The sequence below is a fragment of the Rhodococcoides navarretei genome (assembly GCF_038069675.1).
Classification (GTDB): Bacteria; Actinomycetota; Actinomycetes; order Mycobacteriales; family Mycobacteriaceae; genus Rhodococcoides; species Rhodococcoides navarretei.
Genome location: NZ_JBBPCN010000001.1, coordinates 558297 through 583769, shown reverse-complemented (window position 1 = coordinate 583769; position 25473 = coordinate 558297). Strand labels below are relative to the sequence as shown.

Annotated in this window: 26 protein-coding genes; 8 read left to right on the top strand and 18 right to left on the bottom strand. The window is 65.3% G+C overall.

What is annotated here, in order from left to right:
• From AABD04_RS02860 to ssd, 5 genes are all read right to left on the bottom strand, one after another.
• On the bottom strand, nucleotides 1-204 hold the full coding sequence (locus AABD04_RS02860) for a DUF4244 domain-containing protein (RefSeq protein ID WP_423228112.1): 204 nt from the start codon (nucleotides 202-204) through the stop codon (nucleotides 1-3).
• A 63-nt stretch (nucleotides 205-267) separates the two neighbouring features.
• A complete protein-coding gene (locus tag AABD04_RS02855; RefSeq protein ID WP_341440165.1) occupies nucleotides 268-840 on the bottom strand; it encodes a type II secretion system F family protein in 573 nt (190 codons plus the stop codon).
• Nucleotides 837-1616 carry a type II secretion system F family protein gene (locus tag AABD04_RS02850; protein ID WP_341440164.1) on the bottom strand — a complete coding sequence of 260 codons (780 nt, stop codon included), beginning with the start codon at nucleotides 1614-1616 and terminating at the stop codon, nucleotides 837-839. The genes AABD04_RS02855 and AABD04_RS02850 overlap by 4 nt, the downstream gene beginning before the upstream one ends.
• Nucleotides 1613-2797: a TadA family conjugal transfer-associated ATPase gene (locus AABD04_RS02845; protein WP_341440163.1), complete on the bottom strand. Its 1185-nt coding sequence runs from the start codon at nucleotides 2795-2797 to the stop codon at nucleotides 1613-1615. The genes AABD04_RS02850 and AABD04_RS02845 overlap by 4 nt, the downstream gene beginning before the upstream one ends.
• Nucleotides 2794-3909, bottom strand: coding sequence for a septum site-determining protein Ssd (ssd, locus tag AABD04_RS02840; RefSeq protein WP_341440162.1), 1116 nt, complete (start codon nucleotides 3907-3909; stop codon nucleotides 2794-2796). Before ssd ends, AABD04_RS02845 begins: the two co-directional genes overlap by 4 nt.
• 335 nt (nucleotides 3910-4244) lie before the next feature.
• Here ssd and AABD04_RS02835 point away from each other — a divergent pair, with 335 nt between their 5' ends.
• On the top strand, nucleotides 4245-5090 hold the full coding sequence (locus AABD04_RS02835) for an HAD family hydrolase (RefSeq protein WP_341440161.1): 846 nt from the start codon (nucleotides 4245-4247) through the stop codon (nucleotides 5088-5090).
• A gap of 399 nt (nucleotides 5091-5489) precedes the next feature.
• On the opposite strand, the gene AABD04_RS02830 is transcribed toward AABD04_RS02835, so the two are convergent.
• The 5 genes from AABD04_RS02830 to AABD04_RS02810 form a co-directional block, all read right to left on the bottom strand.
• Nucleotides 5490-6236, bottom strand: a complete 747-nt coding sequence (locus AABD04_RS02830; protein ID WP_341440160.1) for an oxidoreductase — start codon at nucleotides 6234-6236, stop codon at nucleotides 5490-5492.
• 31 nt (nucleotides 6237-6267) lie between these two features.
• Nucleotides 6268-7941, bottom strand: a complete 1674-nt coding sequence (locus AABD04_RS02825) for an ABC transporter ATP-binding protein (RefSeq protein ID WP_341440159.1) — start codon at nucleotides 7939-7941, stop codon at nucleotides 6268-6270.
• A 1-nt stretch (nucleotide 7942) separates the two neighbouring features.
• The gene (locus AABD04_RS02820; RefSeq protein ID WP_341440158.1) at nucleotides 7943-8881 is read right to left on the bottom strand and encodes an ABC transporter permease; all 939 of its coding nucleotides are present in this window, start codon (nucleotides 8879-8881) and stop codon (nucleotides 7943-7945) included.
• On the bottom strand, nucleotides 8874-9797 hold the full coding sequence (locus tag AABD04_RS02815) for an ABC transporter permease (RefSeq protein WP_032369307.1): 924 nt from the start codon (nucleotides 9795-9797) through the stop codon (nucleotides 8874-8876). The genes AABD04_RS02820 and AABD04_RS02815 overlap by 8 nt, the downstream gene beginning before the upstream one ends.
• A 144-nt stretch (nucleotides 9798-9941) precedes the next feature.
• Nucleotides 9942-11564, bottom strand: coding sequence for a peptide ABC transporter substrate-binding protein (locus AABD04_RS02810; RefSeq protein WP_423228111.1), 1623 nt, complete (start codon nucleotides 11562-11564; stop codon nucleotides 9942-9944).
• A gap of 444 nt (nucleotides 11565-12008) precedes the next feature.
• Between AABD04_RS02810 and acs the strand changes: the two genes are divergently transcribed.
• Nucleotides 12009-13952: an acetate--CoA ligase gene (gene acs / locus AABD04_RS02805; protein WP_341440157.1), complete on the top strand. Its 1944-nt coding sequence runs from the start codon at nucleotides 12009-12011 to the stop codon at nucleotides 13950-13952.
• 69 nt (nucleotides 13953-14021) lie between these two features.
• Here the strand turns inward: acs and AABD04_RS02800 are convergent, their stop codons facing one another.
• Entirely contained in the window at nucleotides 14022-15392 is a 1371-nt protein-coding gene (locus AABD04_RS02800) for an MFS transporter (protein WP_341440156.1), read from the bottom strand.
• A gap of 248 nt (nucleotides 15393-15640) precedes the next feature.
• On the opposite strand from AABD04_RS02800, the gene AABD04_RS02795 reads away from it, so the two are divergent.
• Nucleotides 15641-16135: a phage holin family protein gene (locus tag AABD04_RS02795; RefSeq protein WP_243597013.1), complete on the top strand. Its 495-nt coding sequence runs from the start codon at nucleotides 15641-15643 to the stop codon at nucleotides 16133-16135.
• A 21-nt stretch (nucleotides 16136-16156) separates the two neighbouring features.
• The gene (locus AABD04_RS02790; RefSeq protein WP_341440155.1) at nucleotides 16157-17089 is read left to right on the top strand and encodes an alpha/beta fold hydrolase; all 933 of its coding nucleotides are present in this window, start codon (nucleotides 16157-16159) and stop codon (nucleotides 17087-17089) included.
• Here AABD04_RS02790 and marP read toward each other — a convergent pair.
• Genes marP through nth form a run of 4 tightly spaced genes read right to left on the bottom strand, consistent with a single transcriptional unit; the run spans nucleotide 17086 to nucleotide 20331 of the window.
• Nucleotides 17086-18276 (bottom strand): acid resistance serine protease MarP, encoded by a 1191-nt coding sequence (gene marP / locus AABD04_RS02785; RefSeq protein WP_341440154.1) that lies wholly within the window; start codon nucleotides 18274-18276, stop codon nucleotides 17086-17088. The genes AABD04_RS02790 and marP overlap by 4 nt on opposite strands.
• Entirely contained in the window at nucleotides 18273-18959 is a 687-nt protein-coding gene (locus tag AABD04_RS02780) for an NUDIX hydrolase (RefSeq protein ID WP_341442941.1), read from the bottom strand. Before AABD04_RS02780 ends, marP begins: the two co-directional genes overlap by 4 nt.
• A gap of 23 nt (nucleotides 18960-18982) precedes the next feature.
• A complete protein-coding gene (locus tag AABD04_RS02775) occupies nucleotides 18983-19594 on the bottom strand; it encodes a TlpA family protein disulfide reductase (protein WP_341442940.1) in 612 nt (203 codons plus the stop codon).
• Between the two features lie 50 nt (nucleotides 19595-19644).
• A complete protein-coding gene (gene nth / locus AABD04_RS02770) occupies nucleotides 19645-20331 on the bottom strand; it encodes an endonuclease III (RefSeq protein WP_341442939.1) in 687 nt (228 codons plus the stop codon).
• A 173-nt stretch (nucleotides 20332-20504) separates the two neighbouring features.
• On the opposite strand from nth, the gene AABD04_RS02765 reads away from it, so the two are divergent.
• The gene (locus AABD04_RS02765; RefSeq protein ID WP_121872047.1) at nucleotides 20505-20774 is read left to right on the top strand and encodes a hypothetical protein; all 270 of its coding nucleotides are present in this window, start codon (nucleotides 20505-20507) and stop codon (nucleotides 20772-20774) included.
• Nucleotides 20775-21041: 267 nt separating this feature from the next.
• On the top strand, nucleotides 21042-21716 hold the full coding sequence (locus AABD04_RS02760; protein ID WP_027494494.1) for a Crp/Fnr family transcriptional regulator: 675 nt from the start codon (nucleotides 21042-21044) through the stop codon (nucleotides 21714-21716).
• Here AABD04_RS02760 and AABD04_RS02755 read toward each other — a convergent pair.
• Nucleotides 21713-22504 carry an MBL fold metallo-hydrolase gene (locus AABD04_RS02755; RefSeq protein ID WP_341440153.1) on the bottom strand — a complete coding sequence of 264 codons (792 nt, stop codon included), beginning with the start codon at nucleotides 22502-22504 and terminating at the stop codon, nucleotides 21713-21715. The genes AABD04_RS02760 and AABD04_RS02755 overlap by 4 nt on opposite strands.
• Nucleotides 22505-22562: 58 nt before the next feature.
• Between AABD04_RS02755 and AABD04_RS02750 the strand changes: the two genes are divergently transcribed.
• Nucleotides 22563-23423 (top strand): Gfo/Idh/MocA family protein, encoded by an 861-nt coding sequence (locus AABD04_RS02750; protein WP_341440152.1) that lies wholly within the window; start codon nucleotides 22563-22565, stop codon nucleotides 23421-23423.
• 4 nt (nucleotides 23424-23427) lie between these two features.
• Nucleotides 23428-24831, top strand: coding sequence for a wax ester/triacylglycerol synthase domain-containing protein (locus AABD04_RS02745; RefSeq protein WP_341440151.1), 1404 nt, complete (start codon nucleotides 23428-23430; stop codon nucleotides 24829-24831).
• On the opposite strand, the gene AABD04_RS02740 is transcribed toward AABD04_RS02745, so the two are convergent.
• Together AABD04_RS02740 and AABD04_RS02735 are read right to left on the bottom strand one after the other, a co-directional pair.
• Nucleotides 24812-25270 (bottom strand): RidA family protein, encoded by a 459-nt coding sequence (locus tag AABD04_RS02740; RefSeq protein WP_341440150.1) that lies wholly within the window; start codon nucleotides 25268-25270, stop codon nucleotides 24812-24814. The genes AABD04_RS02745 and AABD04_RS02740 overlap by 20 nt on opposite strands.
• Nucleotides 25271-25276: 6 nt before the next feature.
• Nucleotides 25277-25444, bottom strand: coding sequence for a DUF4177 domain-containing protein (locus AABD04_RS02735; protein ID WP_086000239.1), 168 nt, complete (start codon nucleotides 25442-25444; stop codon nucleotides 25277-25279).
• Between the last annotated feature and the right edge of the window lie 29 nt (nucleotides 25445-25473).

Below are 25473 nucleotides of genomic sequence, written 5' to 3'. Positions count from 1 at the left end.
TCACACGGCGGTGTTCAGCGCTCGATCGATGATCCCGGTCAACGCCGACAAAATGCTGTCGCCGGTGACCACGGTGTACAACACCGCTCCGAATGCCGCGGCCGCAATGGTCCCGATCGCATACTCTGCCGTGGACATGCCATCGTCCTCCACGCCGAACAGAACGATCCGAGTCTTCAACTCCTGCAGTGCGTTTCCCATCATGTTGCTTCCCCTCCCAATGCTCCGGTACGGCGTTTCCGAACCGGAAATCTCGATATTCGGCCATCACAGCAGACCGCCGCCCAATACGTTGCCCGCCAGTCCGACCACCACGGGAATGATGCCGAGACAGATGAAGGCAGGCAGAAAGCACAGACCCAGTGGCCCACTGATCAGCACACCGGCGCGCTCGGCCGCAGCAGCCGAGGCGTCCTCGGCCCGGGTTCGTTGGGTCGCAGCGAGTTCCGTCATCGCCGACGCCATGGACGACCCCGCTCGGGCAGACCGCCGTGCCATCCTGGCCAGAGCCTCGGTCTCCGGATCCTGCGCGACGCTGCCCCAGGCGGTCTGCGCGTCGGCACCGAGTTCGAGCAGATCGGCTGCCTTACGCAGCGCGACACCGAACGACGCAGGCGCGGACTGCGCCGCTGCCGCAGCGGCGGTCGATATCGGTAAGCCGGACCGCAGACATGCGGCAAGCAGATCGAAGGTCGTGGCCACCGCGAGGGGGTCGGGTATCGGCGCATCGACGGCGTCGGTATCGACGCTGCTCTCGGGTGCCAGCCTGCGCAACCCGCCAGCGACCGAGGGCAGCGTGATCAACGCCGTTGCCAGACAGAGCATCGTCACCCACATCACGTCGTCACCGTGCCGGTGATCGCATCCGTCCACAGCAGTCCCGCGCAGCCCAGCGCCGTGCCGATGAGTAACAACATTCCTCCGAGTCCACCGCCGAGCAGAATGTGCAACGGGTTCGCGCCCATCAACTGCCCGAGCGCGACTCCGAGAATCGGGAGACCGGCCAGCACCAGCGCAGTCGCACGGGCACCGGCGAGCGAGGCATCGGTTCGTTCACGAAATCGTCTGCGTCCCAGCATGTCCTCGCGGACAGCATCGAGCAGTTCGGCGAGCGCGAGTCCGTGCTCATCGGCCACCCGCCATGCGGCCGCCAATCGGTTCAGCTCCGGGTCCAGCAGCGGATCGGAGGACGCGATGCCGTCGGCCGGTCGGCCACCGAGCCTCGATCGCGAGGCCGCACCGCGCAGTGCTGCCGACGCGATACCGCCGCATTCGTCCGCCGCAACCGCGCTGGCCGTGGCCGGATGGGACCCCACGCGAAGCTCGCCGATGACCACCTCGACCCCGGTTGCGAGCCAGTTCAATTCGTCGGCGCGCCGGTCGCGTTCGAGTCGCCGACGATAGCGCCGCCAACCGGTACTGCCCGCCACCGCTGCCGCGCTCACGGCCCAGATTCCGCCGAACAACCACACCGTCACGGCCGCAATTACAGCGCAGCACACCGGCACAATCCATCGCGGCGCGATGGACACCGTTCGTACCGCACGAGGAAACCGACGGAAACCGTTCGGCCACAGGCTCACTGCAGCAGCAAGGACCAGCAGCGCGGCCGTCATCGGGAATCTCCGCATCGACGGTCGAGCAGTTCGAGGAGCCGAGCCTCGCCCGGCGTCGCATCGGCATCCGCTGACCAGGCCGCCGCGATGTGGACGCGCCCGGTGGGATCGACGTCTACCACTCCGATCTCACGCAGTCGTCGAGTACCGTCGGCGCTGCGGTGGACATGCAACACCACCTGTACCGCCGCGGCGAGTTGACTGTGCAGCGCATCTCGCCCCATTCCGCCCAGTGCTGCAAGGGCTTCGAGTCGAGCGGGTACCTCGGCAGGCGAGTTCGCGTGAATGGTTCCGGCTCCGCCGTCGTGACCGGTATTGAGAGCCGTCATCAAGTCGATGACCTCCGCCCCGCGCACCTCACCGACCACGAGTCGATCGGGTCGCATTCGCAACGCCTGACGCACCAGCTGCCGCACCGATACTTCGCCCACACCTTCGACATTGGGCGCTCGCGCAACCAGACGAACCACGTGAGGATGGGCAGGTGCCAACTCGGCCGCGTCCTCGACGCAGACAATTCGCTCGGCTGGGTCCACCTCACCCAGAAGTGCTGCCAAGAGGGTAGTTTTTCCCGCGCCGGTGCCTCCGACGACGAGAAATGCCAGGCGGCCGAACACGATTCGACGCAATAGCTCGTACCCGTCCTCGGTCACAGCTCCCGATGCGCGCAGCGCGGCGAGTCCCTGCGTTGCGGGTCGCAGAACCCGAAGCGACACACACGTTCCCCCGCTCGCCACCGGGGCCAGTACAGCGTGCAGGCGAACGCCGAACGCCCCCTGCCCCACTCCCGGCAGTCGACCGTCGACCCAGGGTTGGGCGTCGTCCAGTCGACGGCCGGCCGAGAGCGCGAGCCGTTGCGCCAGGCGACGCACTGCCGCCTCGTCGACGAAGCGAACCTCGGTGCGCTCGAGACCGCGGCCACGGTCGATCCACACCTGATCCGGGGCGGTGACCAGTACGTCGGTCACTCCTGGCTCCGACAGCAGTGGTTCCAAGGGGCCCGCTCCGGTCAGCTCCGTCTGCAAAACACGAAGGGCCGCAAGCATATCGGTGTCTGCGAGCACCCCACCCGCCTCTGCACGGATGGCCGCGGCGACGGTAGCGGGGACCGGGGCAACGGCCGAAGCCGCCAGGCGATCACGGACGCGGTCCAGCAGCTCCGCCGTGACGACGGCACTCATGCTGCCCACCGCTGGCCACCGGGCTTGTGCGCGAACGTCTCGAGCACCTCGTTCGCAGCAGCGGACAGCGGCGAACGCCGGCCCAGCATCAGGCCCCCTCGTTCGAGACGCTCGGCCAGCCCGGGCTCGGCGCGCATCGACGCCAACAACGGAAGGTCGAGGGCTACCGCGATGTCGTTCGCCCGCAGCCCGCCCGGTGCAGGCCCCCGCACGACGAGGCCGACGTTGGCATTTCGATCCGCCACATACGCGGCCACCGCCTCGGCGGACGTCACAGCACGGAGCTCTGCCGGAAGGATCAGCGCGACGAGGTCTGCCGCGTCGTACACAGCGTCGGAGACGTCGCTGGGATAGCGCGGGGCGTCGCACACCACCAGGTCGCCTGCTGCGCGTCCAGCGTCGAGCACAGCTGTCACAGCGACGGCAGTCAGCCCGACGCTACGGCTCTCGGATCTGCCCAGCGCCAACACCGACAGCCCGTCCCGCGAGGGCAACGCACCGTGCAAGGCGTCAGCGGATACTCGACCACTTTCGACGACCAACCCGGACCAACGGAGACCGGGCGTGTTCTCCCAGCCGAGCAACAGATCGAGCCCGCTGCCGTGCCGGTCGCCCTCGACGAGCAGCACGCGGCGGCTCGCGCCACTACCGCAGAGCCCGAGTACTGCTGCGAACGTCGATGCACCCGCACCACCTCGCGCGCCGACCACGGCGATGACTCCGCCGTCTCCTGTCGGTGCGGACGCCGGCTCGCCCAGTATGCGTACCAACACATCCTCGTCCGCGGGCAGCGAGATCACATGTTCGGCACCGAGCGCGGTGGCAGTGCGCCAGTCTTCGAGTGACGGCGTCGAAGCAGTCACGAGAACGACGCCCGCGCGTCGCGAATATCCGGCCGACAAAGCAGTCTCGGCGGACGCGAAATCGATCAGAACAGTCCCGGCGCGATCCCAGATCGACCGCGTCGAGCTGATACCGACCAGTAAGTTCTGCTCTTCCACAACACAATCCGCGGCCGCAGCGATTCGATACACGTCCTCGCGGAGGCCGCGAAGTTCGATCGACATCGTCACGGCCGGGTGCACGCTTCGTTGCCGGGAGTCCGTTTCCATGGCACCAAGCCTGCGTGAGAATGTGCTCGAGATGCGCGCGACTTGGGAAAATGTGGATAGATTCGGGCCTGTGGATGAATACCGGTACTGCTGTACCAAATTTCGGCCTACCCCGGAAAAGAGGACGACCCTCGCCAGGGGGGGAGGAGGCGAGGGTCGTCTGGTTCAGCCCCGGGGGGTCGGGCTGAACACCGCCCGGAATGAACCGGGCTCGTAGAAAATACTACACCCGTGGACGTCCTTGTTTGCAAGTTCAACCGTCGGTTTTTCTCGTCCGTGTCGAGCCGAGTCCGCCAGTGTCACCGCACGACATCCACCGGTCACCACCGGCCACTATGGTGACAAACGTGACCCAAAGCGCGAGTAACGACGACGCCCCGGCCGGCCGACGCCCAGTGCGCGTCGCGGCTTTCTTCGACCTCGACAAAACGATCATCGCGAAGTCCAGCACGCTGGCATTCAGCAAGCCGTTCTTCGACCAAGGACTCATCAATCGACGCGCGGTCCTCAAGAGCAGCTACGCACAGTTCCTGTTCCTGCTCTCCGGTGCCGATCACGATCAGATGGAACGCATGCGCGCCCACATCGCGAGCATGACCGCCGGTTGGGATGTCGAACAGGTGCGAGCCGTCGTCGCCGAAACGCTGCACAACATCGTCGACCCCCTCGTGTTCGCAGAAGCCGCCGACCTCATCGCCGATCACAAGCTCCGCGGACACGACGTCGTGGTCGTCTCGGCGTCCGGCGACGAGATCGTCCACCCCATTGCCGAAATGCTGGGCGCCAACCACAGTATGGCCACGACGATGGTGACCGTGGACGGCAAGTACATCGGCGAGGTCGACTTCTACTGCTACGGCGCGGGAAAAGTCGACGCCATGAACTCCCTGGCCGCACAACATGATTACGATCTGACGTCGAGCTACGCATACTCCGATTCGATCACCGACGTACCGATGCTGCGCGCCGTCGGACACCCGACGGCCGTCAACCCCGATCGTGCGCTGCGCAGGGAGGCCGCCTCGAACGGATGGCCGATCCTCACCTTCTCCAACCCGGTCTCGCTGCGATCACGGATTCAGACACCATCAGGAAAAACCGTAGCGGTCAGTGCCGCAGCAAGTTTCAGCGCACTGGCCGCCGGTGTGGTCACCTACGGACTACTCCGCAGAAAACGATGAGGCTCAACCCCTTGATGTGAGGCGCGTCACGGGGTACAAATGACGTACGGAAGAACGGAAGGCCAAGATCGAATCGGAAGAGAAGATTCGCTCTCCCGACCGCCCTTCCCAGCACGGACACCAGGCACCCACGCGGAGCAGCCACCTAATGGCAGAAGCGCTGTGGGCCTGCGAGATTCGTCGATGATCAGCAAGAACCCTGCACCGGTTGCAGGGATGACCTCATCACCGTCGAACCTTCGCCGAGGCCACGTGGTTTTCCACCACAGCCCACCTGAGCACGCTTGGTAACCAGGCGCTCCGTGCTAACGGGCGGCGACGTCGACGCAAGTCGACATCGCCGCCCTTTTACGTGCTCACTACTGCAGGCTCCGCTCGCGGCCCATTTATGTGCGTGGGCTATACCGCAGCTTCGGCAATCGAAGTCGCTTCTGCTGCACCGGCTTCGAATGCTCCGCAGCACAGGATCACCCAACTCCCGACGCCGGTGGCGGTGCCCTCGGCGAATCCCGTCGCGCCGTCTCGGTACGCATTTGCCCGACGCATCCAGCTCACTTCCGGCACCCCGAGGTTGTGGGGGTCGAATCCCGACGACGCCGCGATCAGTCTCGATGCAGCGCGCGCAACGATGCCGTCGGCGGATCCGAAAGCTTTGAGCGTCAACAACTCACCGTGCACCACGGCTGCGATCACCGGGGCAGGCGCAGACGTACCGCCGGTGACCAATTGAGCGAGCAGGTCGAGTCGCTCGCCGATGCCCGCATCCGTGCGCGGTCGACCGAGCGAGGAAGCGTCGTCGACGAGATCCGCGGCGGCCAAGAGATGTAGGCGGGCCAGCGTCTGCAGCGGTGCGCGCTTCCACGTCGAGAGCGTGTTCTGCAGCGCATCACCGTCGAGGGCGGCCGCGACTCGCAGCGCACCCGCCAGAATCGGGTCGCCCTCCTCGCCTTCGCGAGGGAAATCCATCGAACCGCCCTCGAGCGCGGAGGACGAACGAGCTGCCCGCACCGCGGCCTCGGCGGCGGTGGCAGGCCAACCGCGGCGATTGGCCTTGTGCCGATGCACCACGCCCAGGGCGTCGCGCGCACGTTCGGCGGAGTCGAGAACTCCGGGCAGTTCCAGCAGCGGGGCGAGGGGGTCCGTCACGACAGACGACGGTACCCCCTCCCCTTACCCCCTACTTCGCCCCTGCCGCCAACAGCTCGGCGCGGGCCTGACGACGCTTGGCCTGTTCGGCCGGGTCGGGCACCGGGACGGCCGCGAGCAACCGCTTGGTGTACTCGTTGGTCGGACGACGCAGAATCTGGTCCGTCGTACCGAACTCGGCCAACTTGCCCTTGTTCAACACCGCGATTCGCTTGGCCAGCACCTCCACGACAGCGAGGTCGTGGCTGATGAACAGGCATGCGAACCCGTACTCCCGCTGCAGTTCCTTGAACAGCTCGAGTACCTTGGCCTGCACCGACACGTCGAGTGCAGACGTCGGTTCGTCGGCCACCAGCAGTGTCGGCTCCAGGGCGAGTGCTCGAGCGATACCGACGCGCTGACGCTGCCCACCGGACAACTGGTGGGGGTAGCGGTTGCGCATGGTCCGCGACAGGTGGACCCGGTCGAGCAGTTCCTCGACCTTTCGATTTCGGTCTGCGGCACTGTGTTGGGTGTGCAAGAGCATCGGCTCGGCGATCGACTGTCCGATCGGCCAGCGCGGGTTCAGTGACGAACCCGGATCCTGGAACACGATGCCGACCTTGCTCCGCACCGAACGCAGTTCACGATTCGACAGGTTGGTGATATCGACGCCTGCGATCGACAGCGAGCCGCCGGTGAGCTTGTTCAGTCCCACCACGGCCTTGCCGATCGTGGACTTACCCGAGCCGGATTCACCGACGAGACCGACGACCTCACCCATCTCGATATCCAGGCTGACCCCGTCGACAGCGCGGAACACGGTGCGGCCCGGGTACTCGATGACGCCGTCGACGATGCTCAGTGCCCGGGTGTCCTCGACGGCTTTGGGCTCGGCGATCTTCCCGGCGGCCACGGCCTCGATACTGCTGCCCAGGTGCGGAACCGAGGAGAGCAACTGCTGCGTGTACGGATGCGACGCGTTCTTGAAGATCGTCTGCGCAGCATCGGTTTCGACGATGACGCCGTCCTTCATCACCGCGATGCGGTCGGCCATGTCTGCCACCACACCCATGTCGTGGGTGATCAACACGATCGAGGCGTCGATGCGGTTACGCAGATCGCGCATCAGGTCGAGAATCTCGGCCTGCACCGTCACGTCCAGGGCGGTGGTCGGCTCGTCCGCGATCAGCAGCGACGGGTCCGAGGACAGCGCCTGGGCGATCATGGCACGCTGACGCTGACCACCGGAGAGCTGGTGCGGGTAGAAGTTCACCCGCGTTTCCGGATCCGGCATCTCGACGAGCTTCAGGAGCTCGACGGCTCGTGCCTTCGCTTCCTTCTTCGACAGCGAGGTGTGTGCCCGGATGGCCTCGGTGATCTGCCAGCCGATCGAATACACCGGATTGAGCGCCGTCATGGGCTCTTGGAAGATCACCGCGACGTTCTTGCCACGAATGGGTGCGAGCTGCTTCTCGGGCAGCCCGACCAGTTCCTTCTCGCCGAGCTTGATGCTGCCCGACACCCGCGAGTTATCGGCCAGCAGACCGGGAATGGCCATCGCGGTGGTCGACTTACCGGATCCGGATTCGCCGACGATGGCCAACACCTCACCGGAGGCGACGGTGAACGAGACGGTGTCGACGGCCTTACGCCATACCTTGTCGACCTCGAACTCGACCGTCAGATCGGTGACGGCCAGGACCGTGTCCTTCTGAATGCTCATGTCAGTTCCGTTTCGGATCGAGTGCGTCACGGAGCGCGTCGCCGAGCATGATGAACGCGAGCACCGTGACGGAGAGGAACGCGGCCGGGAACAGCACCAGGTGCGGTGCCGTCAGGAACACGTTCTGACCGAGGTTGATCTGCAGGCCCCAGGAGATCTCGGGCGCTTGCAATCCGATTCCGAGGAACGTCAGCGTCGCCTCGGCCGCGATGAACGTACCCACCGAGATGGTGGCGTAGATGATCACCGGAGCCAGCGCGTTCGGCAGGATGTGTCGCACCAGAATGCGGTAGGTCGACGCTCCCAATGCCTGTGCCGCCTGGACGTATTCACTGTTCTTGATCGAGATCACCGACGATCGCACCAGACGCATCGCCGTCATCCAGCCGAAGGCCACCAGGGCCAACGACACGGTGAAGATGGTGCGCTGGGCGGTGACGGTGAGGAGGATCAGGGCACCGAGCAGGAGGGGAATGCCGAAGAACACGTCGGTGAAGCGCGCCAGGATGCTGTCGATCGCACCGCCGAAGTAGCCGGCGAGAGCACCGATCAGAACGCCGATGATCAGCACGCCGATCACCGAGAGCACACCGATGGACAGCGAGATGCGCGCACCGTAGATGACGTTGGCGTAGTAGTCGCAGCCCTGGACGTCGGTGCCGAACCAGTGTTCGGCACTGGGACTCAGACGTGAATCCGACAGCGAACACACTCGCGGATCGATGCCGCGGGCGAACAGTTGTGGGAACACCGCCATGACCAACAGCACCAACAGCAGGAACGTGCCGATGATGAAGAACGGGCTCTTACGGAGGAACTTCCATGCGTTACCCCACAGGCTGGCCTGGCCGACCAGCTCGACGGCCTCCTCGGTGACGACGTTGCCGGGCTTGCCCTCGTCGGCGGTGTGCTGAGCTGCGCTCGAATCTTCCTTATTCATAACGAATCCTTGGATCGAGTACCGCGTAGAGGACGTCCACCACGAGGTTGAAGAAGATGTAGAAGAACACGAAGAGCGTCACGATGCCGACGACGACGGCACCTTCCTGACGGGCCAAGCCGTCGTAGATCGCGCGACCGAGACCGGGCAGGTTGAACACCGTCTCGGTGACGATGGCCCCGCCGAGCAGGCCACCGACATCGGCACCGATGAAGGTGACGACAGGAATCAGCGAGTTGCGCAACGCATGGCGAACGATGATGCGCCGGTTGCTGATTCCCTTCGACTTCGCGGTACGGATGTAGTCCGCGGCCATCGACTCGGCCACCGAGGTGCGCGTGAGACGAGCGACGTAGGCCATCGACAGCGATGCGAGCACCAGGCCGGGAAGCAGGTAGCTGGACCAGCCGTCGTTGATACCCGAGATCGGGAAGATGCCCAGCTTGAGCCCCAGCGTGAACTGCGCGATGAAGCCGAGAACGAACACCGGCACCGACACGAGCAGCGTCGTCGAGATGAGCACCAGGTTGTCGAAGAAGGATCCGCGCTTGAGGGCGGCGAGCACGCCTGCGGCGATACCCATGACGGTCTCGATGACGACGGCGACGATGGTCAACCGGACCGTCACCGGAAGGGCCCGCTCGATGGTGTCGAGGACGGGTCGTCCGGAGAAGTCGGTTCCGAAGTCGCCTTGGAAGAAGCCGGCGATGTATTTGAAGTATTGGACGAACAGATTGTCGTCGAGGTTGAACTCGTCTCGCAGCTGGGCGACGACGCCGGGTGCGAGGGGACGATCTCCGGCAAGGGCGCGGATGGGATCACCCGGCAGTGCGTAGACCATCGCGAAGATCAAGAACGAGGAGCCGATCAGGACGGGAATCGTCAGCAGTAATCGGCGAGTGATGTAGCGACCCACTGTGTGTCTTCTCCTTGAACAAGGGACGAACCTGCGCCTCGGGTCTTGCCGGCGCAGGCCGGCGTGGGGTGAATACGACCCACGATTGAACGAGACGCGGTGGGCGGCAACCGATCACGCTGGCTGCCACCCACCGGTACGTCGTCAGCTGACTACGACGTCCTCGAGGATGATGTTGCCTCGATTGTCGATCTTGACGTCGGAGACGCGGTCGGACCATACGGCCTGGTTCAGGCCGTAGAACAGCGGGGTCGCGGGCATCTGATCGATCAGGATGTCCTCGGCCTTCTGGTAATCCGCAGTCGCGGATTCGATGTCCTCTGCGTTGTTGCCCTCGGCCAACGCGGCGTCGAATGCCGGGTCGTTGAAGAAGACGTAGTTGCTACCGGCCGGCGGGGTTGCGGCTGCCGAGTACAACGGGGACAGGAAGTTGTAGATCGACGGGTAGTCCATGATCCAGCCCGAGCGGAACGGACCGGTCATGCCCTTGGCGTCCTGCAGCGGCAGGTACTGCGCGAACTGGAGGTCACCGCGCAGTGCGTAGTTCACGCCCAGGTTGTCACGCAACTGGTTGCCCACCGCGGTCATCCACGAATCGTGGCCCGCACCGGCGTTGAACCACAGGTCCACCGGTTGGCTGCGGTCGAACCCGGCCTCGTCGAGCAGACGGTTTGCCTCGTCGGGGTTGAGTTCGCAGTTGGCACCACATGCGTCCTCGCGGTAGCCGTCGACGACGGGCGATGCGAAAGATCCTGCCGGAGTGCGGGTATCGGTGAAGATCGCGGTCGCGATGGCCTGGCGATCGATCGCCATCGAGAACGCCTTGCGCACCCTCGGATCCTGGAAGCGCGGATCGTAGGTGGGGAAACCGAGAGAGGTGATGTCGGGACGAGCACGCTCACCGTAGTTCTCACCGAACGTGTCGCGAGCCGTGGCCCACGCGTCCTCGGGGAGGTCGAGCATGACGTCGAGTCCGCCGCCCTGAACATCGTTGTAGCCGGTGCTCACCTCGGTGTAGACCTTGAAGTTGACGCCTGCGGACTGAGCCGCATTGTCGCCCGCGTAGTCGTCGTACTTGGTGACGGTGAATCCCTGTCCGGGAACGAAGTCCTCGTCGGCCTTGAACGGGCCGTTACCGATCGGGCGAGCGCCGTAGGCGTCGGGGTCGGCATAGAACGCCTCGGGCAGCGGGTCGAATGCCGTGTATCCCAGCGTGAGCGGGAAGATCGCGAACGGTCCGGTGAGCTTGACGGTGAAGGTCGTGTCATCGACGACGTTCAGGCCGCTCAGTTCGGTCGCGACGGGCTCGGCGGTCTCGCTGCCCTGCAGGTCTGCGTAACCTTCGATGTTCTCGAAGAAGTAGGAGGCACCGAAAGCGTTGGTGCTCAACGCGTTGTAGCTCCAGGCTTTGGTGTAGGACTCCGCTGTGACGGGGGTGCCGTCGTGGAAGGTCCAGCCGTCCTTGAGCTTGACGGTCCAGGTGGTGTTGTCCTCGGACTCGACGGACTCGGCGACGCCGTTGTACTCGACGCTGTTGTCCTCGTCGTTGAACGTGACCAGCGGAGTGAAGAGCGCCTCGAGAACCTGGCTGCCCTCGCTCTCGGTGGTGTTGCCGGGAATCAGCGGGTTCTCGGGCTCGCCGATGTAGATGCTGTAGACACCGTCGGCGCTACCGCCGGAGCCGGAGCCCCCACCGCCACAGGCGGCGAGCAGGCTCGCACTCATCAGCACAGCCGTGGTGACTACCGCGGCACGTTTGATACGCAAGGAAATCCTCCATCCAGATGTGAACACGGGGTCGTCCGTGCTCAGTTCCTCGGGCGCGACGCCCGGGGTTTCGTGGGCGACCGCATGGCACGGCAGGTGGGCCGTTCCAACGATCTGATGGAATGGACTTTAGACACATCCTGAAACGAACATGTGAACTCCCCCAGTTTTTGCTGACCCGTGAGTAAGCCTGAAACATGATCGAAACGTTTCGGCAAGTCGATTTCTCACACTTCGGACAACCGCGTCCTCGGGGCGGCGCGCCGAGAACCACGATGACCGCCCATCGTGCAGAAACTACCGATCACCGCAGATCAGGGGGTTGCAGGCGATTGCAACGGTGCGATTGCGATCACATGTGACTACCCTCACAAGGGGCTCGAGACCGGCACGGAAGTGCAGTTTCATGAGCGAAATGCACCGGACGAAAGTGAGCTATTCGAGATGACGACCAGTACCTCCGGAACCGACGAGACCGCGGTTGCCTCCTACGCACCCTCGGCCGAGTTCTCGGCTCAGGCGAACGCCGGAGCCGAGCTCTACGCCGCCGCCGAAGAGGATCGACTCGGCTTCTGGGCCGAACAGGCTCGCCGACTCCACTGGCACACCCCGTTCACCGAGGTACTCGATTGGTCCGACGCCCCCGTGGCCAAGTGGTTCGCCGACGGCGAGCTCAACGTCGCCTACAACTGCGTCGACCGCCACGTCATCGACGGCCACGGCGACCAGGTCGCCATCCACTGGGAAGGCGAACCCGGCGACAGCCGCGACGTCACCTACGCCGATCTGCTCGCCGACGTCAGCCAAGCCGCCAACACCCTCACCGAACTCGGCCTGGTCTCCGGCGACCGCGTCGCGATCTACATGCCCATGATCCCCGAGGCCATCGTCTCGATGCTCGCCTGCGCTCGCCTGGGCCTGACCCACTCGGTCGTCTTCGCCGGCTTCTCCGCCACCGCACTACGCTCACGCATCGACGACGCCGAAGCCAAACTCGTCATCACCACCGACGGCCAATGGCGACGCGGCAAGCCCGCCCCCATCAAGGACACCGTCGACGAAGCCGTCGACGGAGCCGCCTCCATCCAGAACGTCCTCGTCGTCAAGCGCACCGACTCCGACGTCGCCTGGACCGACGGACGCGACCTGTGGTGGCACGAGACCGTCGCCAAGGCATCGAAAGAGCATGAGGCGCAGCCGTTCCCGGCCGAGCACCCCCTGTTCATCCTGTACACCTCCGGTACGACGGGTAAGCCCAAGGGCATCATCCACACCTCCGGCGGCTACCTGACCCAGACCTCGTACACCCACCACAACGTCTTCGACCACAAAGCCGGTAAGGACGTCTACTGGTGCACCGCCGACATCGGCTGGGTCACCGGACACTCCTACATCGTCTACGGCCCGCTCTCGAACCGCGCCACCCAGGTCGTCTACGAGGGCACACCCAATTCGCCCGACGAGCACCGGCACTGGAACGTCATCGAGAAGTACAAGGTCTCGATCTACTACACCTCCCCCACCCTCGTACGCACGTTCATGAAGTGGGGCAAGGAGATTCCCGAGGCACACGATCTGACCTCGATCCGCCTGCTCGGATCCGTCGGTGAGCCCATCAACCCCGAGGCCTGGCGCTGGTTCCGCGACGTCGTCGGCGGCGGCACCGCACCGATCGTCGACACCTGGTGGCAGACCGAGACCGGCGCGATCATGATCTCCCCACTGCCCGGCGTCACCGCCACCAAGCCCGGCTCCGCGATGGCCCCACTGCCCGGTATCTCCGCCAAGATCGTCGACGACGACGCCAAGCCACTGGGCAACGGCGGCAACGGATACCTCGTCCTCGACGAGCCGTGGCCGTCGATGCTGCGCGGCATCTGGGGCGACATGGACCGCTACAAGGACACCTACTGGTCCCGCTACGCCGAAGAAGGCTGGTACTTCGCCGGCGACGGCGCCAAGTACGACGACGACGGCGCCCTGTGGGTCCTCGGCCGCGTCGACGACGTCATGAACGTCTCCGGCCACCGCATCTCCACCTCCGAGGTCGAATCGGCACTGGTCACCCACCACAGTGTCGCCGAAGCCGCCGTTGTCGGTGCCGCCGACGACACCACCGGACAGGGCATCGTCGCGTTCGTCATCCTGCGCGCCGGAGAGGAGAACACCGGCGACGCGTTGATCGCCGAACTCAAAGCTCAGGTCTCCAAGGAGATCTCACCGATCGCCCGACCGCGCGAGATCTCCATCGTCCCCGAACTGCCCAAGACCCGATCGGGCAAGATCATGCGCCGCCTGCTGCGCGACGTGGCCGAGGGCCGCGAACTCGGCGACGTTTCCACCCTCGTCGACCCGAAGGTGTTCGAGGCGATCAAAAAAGGCCGGTGAGCGCTTCGCGCATGTGCACGGAACTTCGTAGTGGGCTACGAAGTTCCGTGCACATGCGGCGGAGCCGCTCTACACGCTGTCGAGCGACTGATCCCGTGTTTCCTTCATGATGATCAGCGAGATCAGCGTCAACGATGCAGCGATGGCGAGGTAGACGCCCACCCAGCCGACGCCGTAGCTGCTCACCAGCCAGGTCGCGATGAACGGAGCCACTGCGGCACCGAGGATCGACGCGGTGTTGTACGAGATTCCCGAGCCGGTGTAGCGCACGTTCGTCGGAAACAGTTCCGGCAGAACGGCACTCATCGGGCCGAAGGTCAGGCCCATGAGGCCGAGGCCGACGCACATGAACACCAGCATCTTGCCCGCCGACGCAGAGGACGGGTCGGCGAACCAGTGGAACGACAGACCGAACAGCACGATCGCCGACGTGATGACGATGAGCGTGGGACGACGGCCGTACTTGTCCGCCAGCAGCCCGGCCACCGGAATCAACGCCGCGAAGAACAGCACCGCGATGAGCTGCAGTTCCAGGAAGTCGGTGTACGGAATGGCCAGCTTAGGCCCGTTGACGTCGGAGACCTTGCCCGTTCCGTAGCTGACCACCCACGTGGTCATGATGTAGAACAGCGTGTAGGTGGCGAGCATGACGAACGTGCCGATGATCAGCTGACGCCAGCTTGTCTTGAACACCTGCGCCAGCGGGGTCTTGACCTTCTGTCCACGCTCGACGGCCAGCTTGAACACCGGCGTCTCCTCGAGCTTGAGCCGGACGTACAGGCCGATGATGACCATGATGGCGCTGAGCAGGAACGGGATTCGCCAGCCCCAGGTGAGGAACGCGTGGTCGGTGCCCGAGTTGACGGAGTCGTAGCCCGTCGCGATGACGATGAGCAGGAAGATGCCGTTGGCGAAGAAGAACCCGATGGGTGCGCCCAACTGCGGGTACATCGCCGCCCACGCTCGCTTGCCCGGCTTGGCGGTTTCGGTGGCCAGCAACGCTGCACCGCTCCACTCGCCGCCGAGACCGACGCCCTGGGTGAAGCGCATGATCGCCAGCAGAGCCGGAGCCCACAGACCCACCGCTGCGTACGTCGGCAACAGTCCGATCGCGAACGTTGCGACACCCATCGTGAGCAGTGAGCCGACGAGCGTTGCCTTGCGTCCGATGCGATCGCCGAAGTGGCCGAACAGAATCGACCCGACGGGCCGCGCGATGAATGCCAAACCGAAGGTGGCGAACGACGCGAGCAGCGCCGTGGTGTCGTTGCCCGCGGGGAAGAACAGACGCGGGAAGACGAGCACTGCGGCGGTGGCATAGATGTAGAAGTCGAAGAACTCGATGGACGTGCCGACCATCGAGGCGATCACGATGCGTGACCGCGGCACCTGAGGTGCGGGAATTGCACCGTCGGCGGCGACGGTGTGTGCTGAACTCACGAATGCTCCTGAAGGGGGAAGGTCCCTGAAAATTACCTGATGAACACCTGAGAATTTCACGACCCGGGCGTGTCCGTTGCCCGATCGCTCGAGATCCTCGAGTTTGCGGGCGGCGGCATCGAGGTACGCATCCAAACAAGGGCGAGCGTCGCCCGCACTCCGCGGAACAGTTAACCTGCTACCCAGGCACTACTGTCGATACGATCTTCCGCACAACACCGAGCAGAGCAATTACAAGGGGTCGAGAGTTGAGCGTCAGCAATGACAAGGGATACGGCAACGGCGTCCCGAATACGATTTCGTCGATACCTCTGACCGATGTCGATGCCCGCACCCCTGGTAGCGCCAGCATCGGAAACCTGGTCAAGGACGCAACCACTCAGGTCTCGACGCTTGTGCGCGCCGAAGTCGCCCTCGCCAAGGCCGAGGTCACCGGTGAGGTCAAGAAGGGTCTGCAGGGCAGCGTCTTCTTCATCATCGCGCTGACGGTGTTGCTGTTCAGCTCCTTCTTCTTCTTCTTCTTCGCCGCCGAGCTGCTCGACGTGTGGCTCTACCGCTGGGCCGCGTTCCTCATCGTGTTCGCATTCATGGTGTTGGCTGCGGCGCTGTTCGGATTCCTGGGGTACCGCAGGGTGAAGAAGCTCCGCAAGCCCGAGAAGACCATCGACTCGCTCAAGCAGGCGTCGACGGTACTGCCGAACCAGCACGATTCCATCCCCGGAGTTCCCGGCTACAAGAAGTAGTAGCCCGGCGAATCGAGCAGTATGAATCAGCCCGATCCGTCCACGGTCCGTTATCCGGGACAGTGGATCCATCGCGACATCCACGCCAACGGGATTCGGTTCCACGTCGTCGAGGTCGGCGAACACGCACCGGACGCACCACTGGTGGTTCTGCTGCACGGCTTCGCCGACTTCTGGTATTCGTGGCGGCACCAACTCGAGGCCCTCGCGAGGTCGGGAGTTCGCGCCATCGCCGTCGACCTGCGCGGATACGGTGACTCCGACAAGCCCCCACGCGGATACGACGGATGGACTCTTGCTGGCGACATCGTCGGACTCGTTCGCGCCCTTGGCTATCCGCACGCCACGTTCGTCGGCCACGCCGACGGCGGTCTCGTCTGCTGGGCCGGTGTTGCGCTCCACCCCCGCTCGGTGCGTTCGATGGTGCTGATCAACGCCCCGCATCCCATCTCTCTGCGACGAGCCGTATTGAAGGATTCGGCGCAGCGCGCCGCACTGCTACCGCACTTCGTTCGCTACCAGGTTCCGTTGCGCCCCGAGAGGCTGCTGACCCGGCGAGGCGGCATTGCGGTGCAGGAGCTGATGAGCACCCGCGCCGGCGCCGAGTGGCAGCGGACAGACGATTTCACCGACACCACGGCAAAGATGCGGTCGGCCATCCGGATTCCGGGTGCTGCGCACAGCGCACTCGAATATCAGCGGTGGGCGTTCCGCAGCCAGTTCCGTGCCGAGGGACGCCGGTTCATGGACGCCGTGGATGTACGCACCTCGATCCCCGTCGCGCAGATCAGCGGCGACCTCGACCCGTACGTCCTACCCACCACCCTCGATCGCGATCGGCACTGGGCACCGGGGCTGACGCGTCGAACAGTGCGGGACGTGGGCCACTACGTGCACCAGGAAGCGCCCGACGTGGTGTCCGAGGAGATCCTGCGGGTCGTCCGCGAGAGCTAGACGATGCAGTCGCCCGTGGCGACGGGCACCGGCGACGCGAAGCTCTGCGCGAGTTCGTCCGCGATCTCCGTCGCTGTCAGCACGAATCCGGTGTCGGGGTCGTCGACGGCGGCACCGAACACGACTCCGAGTACCTCGCCGGACGAGTTGACCAGTGGTCCACCGGAGTTGCCCTGCCGCACCGATCCGCGGACGGTGTACACCTCACGTTGGACGGTGCCCGCGCGGTAGATGTCCGGTCCGCTGAGGTTGATGATCTCGCGGATACGCGCCGGGCTCGCCGTGTACGGTCCCCCGCCGGGGTAGCCGAGCACGATGGCGTCGGTTCCGGACTCGGCCGTTATCGGCGCGAACGGCAACACCGGGGCCTGGAGCTGCGAAACCCGAAGCACCGCAATGTCTTCTTCGGGGTCGAACAGGACGACGTCGGCCGTCAGGGGCCCGTTCGGCGAATCGACGGTCACTTCGGAGGTACCTGCGACGACATGCGCGTTGGTCATCACCAGATCGGACCCGACGACGAATCCCGAACCCTCCAGCGCCTTCTGGCAGCTGGGCGCGATGCCGTTGATCTTGATGACGCTCGATTGCAGTTGCACAGGAATCGGCCCAGCGGCGATACCGGAATCGGGTGCGGCGACCTCGGCGACCGGGGTGCGACCGAACGGTCCGATGACGTCCGGGAGCCCGGAGGTGTCGAGCAGCGCCGAGAATTCCTCGGGTACCTGCCGCAGCCAATCGGGTGCCACTTCGTCGACCTGTCCCAGAACCGTCGACCCTCGGACCGCGCTGGCGACCTCGGGCTGAGAGGACGACGTCAGCGGTATGGCGAGCAGCCACGCGGCGGCGAGGACCGCGACGGCCTGCAACCCGGCACCGATGGTGCTGTCGACGGATCGCGCTGCACGCGAATGAATTCCGCTGCGCAGTGCCCGTCCGAGGACCATTCCGGCAACTTCACCGACGATCACCAGCACCACGATCAGGGCGATACCGACGAACACCCGTGTTCGCGAACCGTCGACATGTTCGAGCACGTGCGGTGCCACCAGAATTCCGGCAACGGCACCGAGGACGACGCCGAGGAACGCCAGCGCCGACGCCACCGCCCCCTGCCGCCATCCCGACGTTGCCGCCAGCAGTGCGATGGCAAGCACCGCGATATCGACCCACCCTGAACCTGTCACCGATCGAGCCTCGCTCCTACCGCAGTCAAGCTGGCCTCCAGATCGCGTATGTCCCCCGTGTCCCACTCGGGCTCCCAGCCCGACACAGCCAGCAGACCCGCCAGGATACCGCCCGTGAAGCCCCACACCAGCATTCCCTGCACAGCGAACGCCGGACCCTGGTAGCCGGCGGGGTGTCGCACCTGAAATCGGTTGTTCGGATCGAGCAACTCGCGCAACGGAACTCGAACCACTCGCTCGGTCTCACCGGGATCGACGACGCGCACCGGGGTCGGCCGCTCCCAGTACGAGAGCACCGGAACCACGTCGAAGCGCGACGGCGGAACGTAGATGCCGGGCATCGTCGCCAGTGGCACGACGCCCGCCGGGTCGAGTCCGGTTTCCTCTTGCGCCTCGCGCAGAGCGGTGCCGATCGGACCGTCGTCGCCCGGGTCGGTCGCTCCACCGGGGAAGGCGATCTGCCCGCTGTGATCTCTCAGCGTCGACGCACGCTGAGTCAGCAGTACATCGGCATCGGCAGGCAGGCCGCCTGGTGCAGCGGGATCGGCGACGGCCGGGCCGCCGAACAACACCAGCACGGCAGCGGACCGAGGACGGTCGGCCGGCTGCGCCTGTCGTTGCAGCACTGGGTTGATGCCGGTGGTGTCGGTCAGCCCGCCCGCCCTGCCTGCGACGTCGAGCATGCGCCCGAGCCAATCGGGTGCACTCACGAATCGATCCCGAGGTTCACCCGCACGGCGTCGGCGATGTCGTCGACGCTACGGAAAGGTTGTGGCAGCACCTTGGCGACAGTGCCATCTGCAGATATCAAAACGGAAACGGGCAGCACGTTCGGTGCTCCCACGGCGGCGACGACGCGGCCTGCGCCGTCCTGGACTCCGGGCAGAGTGATGCCGTAGTCGGTGAGCCGCGTCAGACCGTTGGCCTCGTTGGCGTCGTTGTGGACCGTCAAGACCTCGATCTTCTCGCCCGCTCGTTCGGCATATTGCTGCAGGTAGGGCAGCTCTTCGGCGCACGGCCCGCACCAGTACGCCCAGATGTTGAGCAAGGCGGGTCGGCCGGCGAGCGCCTGGCCGAGGTCGACATACGAACCGTCGCCGATGCATTCGAGTGTGATGCCCGTCAGCGGGCCGGCCGCAGCACCCGATGCCGCCGGGCAGGCGGCGAGGCCGGCGTCGCGCCGCAGCGGTGCGAGAGCTTCGGGGGTGTCGGCGGCCCGGCGCTCGTCCGTGGACGGCGCACGCTGACCGAGGCCCGGTGCGTCCATGGGCTGCGCGGTGGGTGCGGCGTCGTTGCGAGGCCACAGCGCGTAGACCATCCCGACCACCAGGATCAGCGCAACCAGTGACCACCGCAGAGCAGACTTGTTCACGGCACGATTCCGGCGAGAGCGAGGAGGTGATCGGTTTCCGGGCCCTTCACCAGCGCGGCCGCGGCGGCGGGGTCGGTCGGACCGGCCCCGAAGGAGGGGCAGTCCCTGGCGAGGACGCACACCCCACATGCGGGTCTACGAGCGTGGCAGACGCGTCGGCCGTGAAAGATGACTCGATGCGAGAGCAGCGTCCACTCCTTGCGTTCGATGAGTGCGCCGACGGCGTGCTCGACCTTGACCGGGTCCTCCTCCTCGGTCCACTGCCAACGCCGGACGAGCCGTCCGAAGTGCGTGTCGACGGTGATTCCCGGAACATCGAAGGCATTACCGAGAACCACGTTGGCCGTCTTGCGGCCGATCCCGGGGAGCGTGACGAGGTCCTTCAACGTCGCGGGCACCTCACCGTCGTAGTTCTCCAGCAGCTTCTGCCCGAGTCCGATCAGCGAGTTCGCTTTGTTGCGGTAGAAGCCCGTGGTGCGGATGTACTCCTCGAGCTCCACTCGATCCGCCTCGGCGTAATCGCGGGCTGTGCGGTATTTCACGAACAATGCCGGGGTGACCATGTTGACGCGCTTGTCGGTGCACTGCGCGGACAGGATGGTCGCAACGGCGAGTTCGAGGGGCGTGGTGAAGTCCAATTCGCAGTACACGTGCGGGAAGGCAGTGTTCAGCGTCCGGTTCATCCGCCTGGCCCGGCGCACGAGCCCGAGGTGAGTCTCCTCGCGTTTGCGCACGTCGGGGCGTTTCGGAGCTGTCGAATCCACTCCCCAACTGTACGGACAAGAATGCGTAACGTTCCTCGCGGCAGGAGTGAGCTGTGTTTGTATCGAGACCTTTTCGGTGTTAACTGGCCGGTATGCAAGGACTCGCCGTGGTGCTCTTTCCGGTACTACTCATGCTCTTCGCACTCGCGATGGAACGCGTCGAGTTCCGGCTCAGCAAGCTCGGCGTCCGGGAGCAGGAAGTGCAGGAGTTCCTCGATCAGGCGAGCAAGTCCGAGGTCGCCACTCTGGCAAACGAGGGCTTCCCGCATGCATTGGCCCGATTCAACACCCGCAAGCGCCGCCAGACCCCGCCGCGGACCGTCGACACGCGCGACGGCATGGTCGACCAACGCGCCAGCTGAGCGCACGTTTGGTCCCATTGGTCGTAATTTCGGTGAATTTCGGGTGAACGGGAACGCACGCCCGAGACCTCTGGCAACCTGTGGTGGCGTCGATCACTCGGTTTCCACCGACTCGAAGTAGACTCCCCTGAGGTAATTGTTGTGTTTGATCATCGGATCGACGTCGACGCCTGAACTGCACCGCAGTTCGGTGCATGGCACGAACTGTGAACAAACGCGTTCGGTGGTGCGGGTTGCCGCGTCACCGACATCCCAAAAGGAGCGCAAGTGGACGACGTCCTGGCACGGGCCGGCATCTTCCAAGGAGTCGAACCCTCTGCGGTTGCGGCACTGACGAAGCAGCTGCAGCCTGTCGATTTCCCCCGGGGACACGTGGTGTTCAACGAGGGTGAGCCCGGAGACCGGCTCTACATCATCGTTTCCGGCAAGATCAAGCTCGGGCGACGCTCCCCCGACGGCCGCGAGAACCTCCTGACGATCATGGGACCGTCGGACATGTTCGGCGAGCTCTCCATCTTCGACCCCGGTCCTCGCACATCCTCGGCCACCACGGTCACCGAGGTCCGCGCGGTCAGCATGGATCGCGCTGCACTCAAGGACTGGATCGACCAGCGACCCGAGATCGCCGAGCAGCTGCTGCGCGTCCTGGCTCGCCGGTTGCGTCGCACCAACAACAACTTGGCCGACCTCATCTTCACCGACGTCCCCGGACGCGTGGCGAAGGCGCTGTTGCAGCTCGCTCAGCGCTTCGGCACTCAGGAAGCGGGATCGCTGCGCGTCACCCACGACCTGACGCAGGAAGAGATCGCTCAGCTCGTCGGTGCCTCTCGTGAGACCGTCAACAAGGCACTGGCCGACTTCGCACACCGCGGATGGCTGCGCCTCGAAGGCAAGTCCGTGCTGATCTCGGACTCCGAGCGTCTGGCACGCCGAGCTCGCTAGCTCTCGCGGAGGTAGGCCAGCTGCGTCTTGACCGACATCCGCGCAGCCGGCCACAACTTCTTGTCCACGTCCGCATAGACGTGCCGTACCACCTGCATCGGTTTCGCGTTCTCGCCGAGCTCGGCGAGCGCCGCACGAACCTGATCCAGCCGCTGCCGACGGTGGGCGCGATACGCTCGCGCCACCTCGGCGGTGTCCGGCAACTCCGGCCCGTGCCCGGGAAGAACGGTCTTCCCCGCTCCGGCTGCTTCGAGCCGGTCCAACGACTCCAGATAGTCCGCGAGCGAGCCGTCCTTCGGATCGAGCACTGTTGTGCCGCGGCCGAGGACGGTATCTCCCGTCAGGATTGCGTCGTCGAGCACAAAACTCACCGAATCCGCGGTGTGACCGGGCGTGTGCAGCACCTCGATCCGAAGTCCTGCGGCCTCGATGATCTCGCCGTCGGCCAGGCTCACGCCGTCCCCGTGCAGAAACTTGTCTCCGAGAGCACGCACCGGAGCAGACGACTTTCGATGAAAGCGCTTCAGCCCACCGGTGTGATCGGCGTGGCGATGGGTCACGAGCGTCAGAACCACCGTGCCCGACGCGGCGACGGCGTCCAGATGGGCACGGTCCTTCGGCCCCGGATCGACGACGATGCACTCATCCGACCCCGGTGCTCGCAGAATCCAGGTGTTCGTTCCGTCGAGCGTCATCTTGCCCGGGTTGTCGGCGAGCAGAACCGACGCGGTGGGCGTCACCTGCCGGAGTAGTCCGTACGCGGGATGCTGGGGGTTCGAGACGGCCATTGAAATACTGTAGGTCGCCGACCCCACGTGCTGTCCACGCGGACTACCGTCGACACTCATGAAGATCGGACTCGTCGGAGCGGGCCCCTGGGCTCGCAAGACTCAAGCCCCCTCGTTGCTCGCTCATCCTGCCGTCGACTTCGCCGGAGTGTGGGCCCGGCGGCCCGAGGCCGCCGCCGAGATGGGGGCACCGGTCTTCGAGTCGTTCGACGCCCTGCTCGACGCAGTCGACACGGTCGCGTTCGCGGTACCACCGGCGGTGCAGGCCGGGTACGCGTTGCGTGCAGTTCAGGCAGGCAAACATGTGTTGCTGGACAAGCCGATTGCGGCCACAGTGGCCGAGGCGGAGGAACTGGCGGCGGCCGTCACGGCAGCAGGCGTGCGGTCGATGGTGACCTTGACTCTCCGATTCGCACCGGAGACAAGGCAATTCCTCGACGCGGCGGCCGGACGCAGCTGGGCAGCAGGATCGGGAACCTGGTTCTCCGGGGCGATCCTCGGCGGGGCGTACGCCAATTCGCAGTGGCGGCACGACGACGGGGCGATCCTCGACATCGGGCCCCACGTGTTCGACCTACTCGACACTGCGCTGGGAACCATTGCGCGCGTTGCCTACTCGCACCGCGAGGTGGCGTCGGACAGTTGGACCGTGGCGCTCGAACACGAAGGTGGGGCCCGCAGCACAGTGCAATTGTCGCTGCGGACGCCGATCATGCCGTCGCTCATGCGGATCGAACTCAGCGGCACCGATGGAGTCGAGACCCTCACCGATCGATCCACCTCGTCGACCGACTGCTTTGCCGTGTTGCTGGACGAATTCCTCGAATCGGTCGACGAGGGTGTCGATCACGAATGCTCGGTACACCGAGGACTCCACGTACAAAAGGTGATTGACCGAGCGCGAGAGTGGGCACCCTGAGTGCATGACAATGATGGACGTCAAGGACGCGATGTTTCATTTTGCCTCCGCTCCTCATCGTTCGATGGATCAGTACACGGTGATCTCGTTCGACTCCGAGGACACCGAGCCCCCGAGTTTCGACCAGGTGGCGGCGCAGGTCGAACATCGTGCGCGGCTGGTTCCGAGGCTGGGGGTTCGCATCTGCGAAGCACCGGGGCAGTGGGAATTTCCGCGATGGATCCGTGATCCGCACCCCGTTCGCGACCATCTGGTGGATCACGACCTGTCCGATGGCCGGCACACATTCGAGTCGTTCGTGGCAGAACTGGCGAGCGTTCCGATCGACGCGACAGATCGGGCGTGGAAAATTCATGTCGGCCGGGGACTGTCGGCAGTCGACGGAGTACGGGGAGCAGCCACAGTCGTCGTCGTCCAGATCAGTCACGCACTGTCGGACGGATCGGTGGGTACCCACATAGCGCGCGCCCTGTTCGGTCGCGCCGAGAAAACCGAGAAAACCGAGAACCCGGCTCTCCCGGATCCGGTGGCGTCGCGTGCGCGCCCTCTCTACGACGCCGCGAAGGGTGCCGTGCTGCTGCCCCTGCGTTGGGCGCGGTCACAGATCCCGATGGTGCGTGCCCAGAAGAAGTATCTGGCCGCGGTGAGAGACGGGGAGCTGGTGGTTCCCGCGCCTGTCGAGGCCGCGAAATTCAATGCCCATCCCGACGAGACCAGGGCCGTGCACGTGTTGCAGTTCCCGAAGTCGCAGTGGACGGGCGGGTCGGCAACCGTGACGGTCACCGCCCTCACCGCCGTCGGGGCTGCCCTGTCCGAATACTTTGCGGCCCACGGGGAACCCGACCGTGACGACCTCCGAGCGCTGGTCCCCACCGCCCTCGCAGCGTCGGTGCCGTGGCCGGCCGTCAATCGCACGCTGGCTGCGGCCGTGACTCTGCATCCGGAGCTCGGCGAGGCGACCCGACGAGCATCGGCCGTCGCGGAGGCGCTGGCACTGCAGCGCGAACACGTGACCGATCACCGTCACCTCGACGCAACTCGATCGGCCGAGGTCTATCCAGCGGCTCTGGTGCTCGGCTTCGGGCGCCACGGTCGACGCACGGCCCCGCGTACCGGGACACCTGATCGCGTCAACACTCATACGGTGGTGACCAGCGTCAACAGAACGAGCCTCGACCTCACACTCGGCTCGGCCCGAGCGCGGTCGTGTGCGGGTGTGGCCGCGCTCGGGCCCGGCTGCAGCGTCAGCCACGCCGTATATGGGTACGGCGATCTGGTCACCGTCTGTGTGACGGTGTGCCCGACGACCGTCCCCGACCACGCCGACTATGCGAACATCCTGCGTCCGGCGATCGACGAGACCTGCGCGGCCCTTCACGGAACGGCGACTACCGCAGTTCGACGATGAGCTCCACTTCCACCGAAGCGCCGAGGGGCAGTTCGGCGACACCCACGGCCGAGCGAGCGTGCTTACCTGCGTCACCGAAGATCTCACCGATGACGTTCGACGCCCCGTTGATCACCCCGGGCTGACCGGTGAATCCCGGAGCGGAGGCGACGAAGCCGACCGCCTTGATCACGCGTGCGACCGAGTCGATACCGACGAGCGCGTGCACGGCGGCGAGCGCGTTCAGGGCGCAGATGCGAGCCGCTGCGGTGGCGTCCTCAGCGGTGACGTCGCCGCCGACCTTGCCCACGGAGGTCAGGTTCCCGTCCACGATCGGCAGTTGGCCGGAGGTGTGGACGAGCGAACCCACCTGCACCGCCGGGACGTAGGCCGCCAGCGGCGGGACGACGTCGGGCAGCTCGATGCCCAGCTCGGACAGTCGTTCGCTCCACTTCGCCACGCGCGCTCAGGCCTTCGGGCGCTTGAAGTACGCGACCAACGTGTCGCCGCCGTTGGGTCCCGCCATGATGGTCACGAGCTCCCAGCCCTCGGCGCCGTAGTTGTCGAGAATCTGCTTGGTCGCATGAATCAGAACCGGTGCGGTGAAGTACTCCCAGATGATCTTTTCGCTCATGCACGTGAGCCTATCGTTCGGCGACCGCG

Excerpts from the sequence above, each read along its gene's own strand:
- AABD04_RS02775 (WP_341442940.1), bottom strand. The coding sequence starts at position 19,594 with ATGGTCTACGCGCTGTGGCCTCGCAACGACGCCGCACCCACCGCGCAG.
- AABD04_RS02825 (WP_341440159.1), bottom strand. The coding sequence starts at position 7,941 with ATGAGCATTCAGAAGGACACGGTCCTGGCCGTCACCGATCTGACGGTC.
- AABD04_RS02745 (WP_341440151.1), top strand. The coding sequence starts at position 23,428 with ATGACAATGATGGACGTCAAGGACGCGATGTTTCATTTTGCCTCCGCT.
- AABD04_RS02755 (WP_341440153.1), bottom strand. The coding sequence starts at position 22,504 with ATGGCCGTCTCGAACCCCCAGCATCCCGCGTACGGACTACTCCGGCAG.
- AABD04_RS02835 (WP_341440161.1), top strand. The coding sequence starts at position 4,245 with ATGGTGACAAACGTGACCCAAAGCGCGAGTAACGACGACGCCCCGGCC.
- AABD04_RS02780 (WP_341442941.1), bottom strand. The coding sequence starts at position 18,959 with ATGCTCGACGTCGCAGGCAGGGCGGGCGGGCTGACCGACACCACCGGC.
- AABD04_RS02790 (WP_341440155.1), top strand. The coding sequence starts at position 16,157 with ATGAATCAGCCCGATCCGTCCACGGTCCGTTATCCGGGACAGTGGATC.
- AABD04_RS02735 (WP_086000239.1), bottom strand. The coding sequence starts at position 25,444 with ATGAGCGAAAAGATCATCTGGGAGTACTTCACCGCACCGGTTCTGATT.
- AABD04_RS02765 (WP_121872047.1), top strand. The coding sequence starts at position 20,505 with ATGCAAGGACTCGCCGTGGTGCTCTTTCCGGTACTACTCATGCTCTTC.
- AABD04_RS02820 (WP_341440158.1), bottom strand. The coding sequence starts at position 8,881 with ATGAATAAGGAAGATTCGAGCGCAGCTCAGCACACCGCCGACGAGGGC.
- nth (WP_341442939.1), bottom strand. The coding sequence starts at position 20,331 with ATGAACCGGACGCTGAACACTGCCTTCCCGCACGTGTACTGCGAATTG.
- AABD04_RS02750 (WP_341440152.1), top strand. The coding sequence starts at position 22,563 with ATGAAGATCGGACTCGTCGGAGCGGGCCCCTGGGCTCGCAAGACTCAA.
- AABD04_RS02860 (WP_423228112.1), bottom strand. The coding sequence starts at position 204 with ATGATGGGAAACGCACTGCAGGAGTTGAAGACTCGGATCGTTCTGTTC.
- AABD04_RS02845 (WP_341440163.1), bottom strand. The coding sequence starts at position 2,797 with ATGAGTGCCGTCGTCACGGCGGAGCTGCTGGACCGCGTCCGTGATCGC.
- ssd (WP_341440162.1), bottom strand. The coding sequence starts at position 3,909 with ATGGAAACGGACTCCCGGCAACGAAGCGTGCACCCGGCCGTGACGATG.
- acs (WP_341440157.1), top strand. The coding sequence starts at position 12,009 with ATGACGACCAGTACCTCCGGAACCGACGAGACCGCGGTTGCCTCCTAC.
- AABD04_RS02850 (WP_341440164.1), bottom strand. The coding sequence starts at position 1,616 with ATGACGGCCGCGCTGCTGGTCCTTGCTGCTGCAGTGAGCCTGTGGCCG.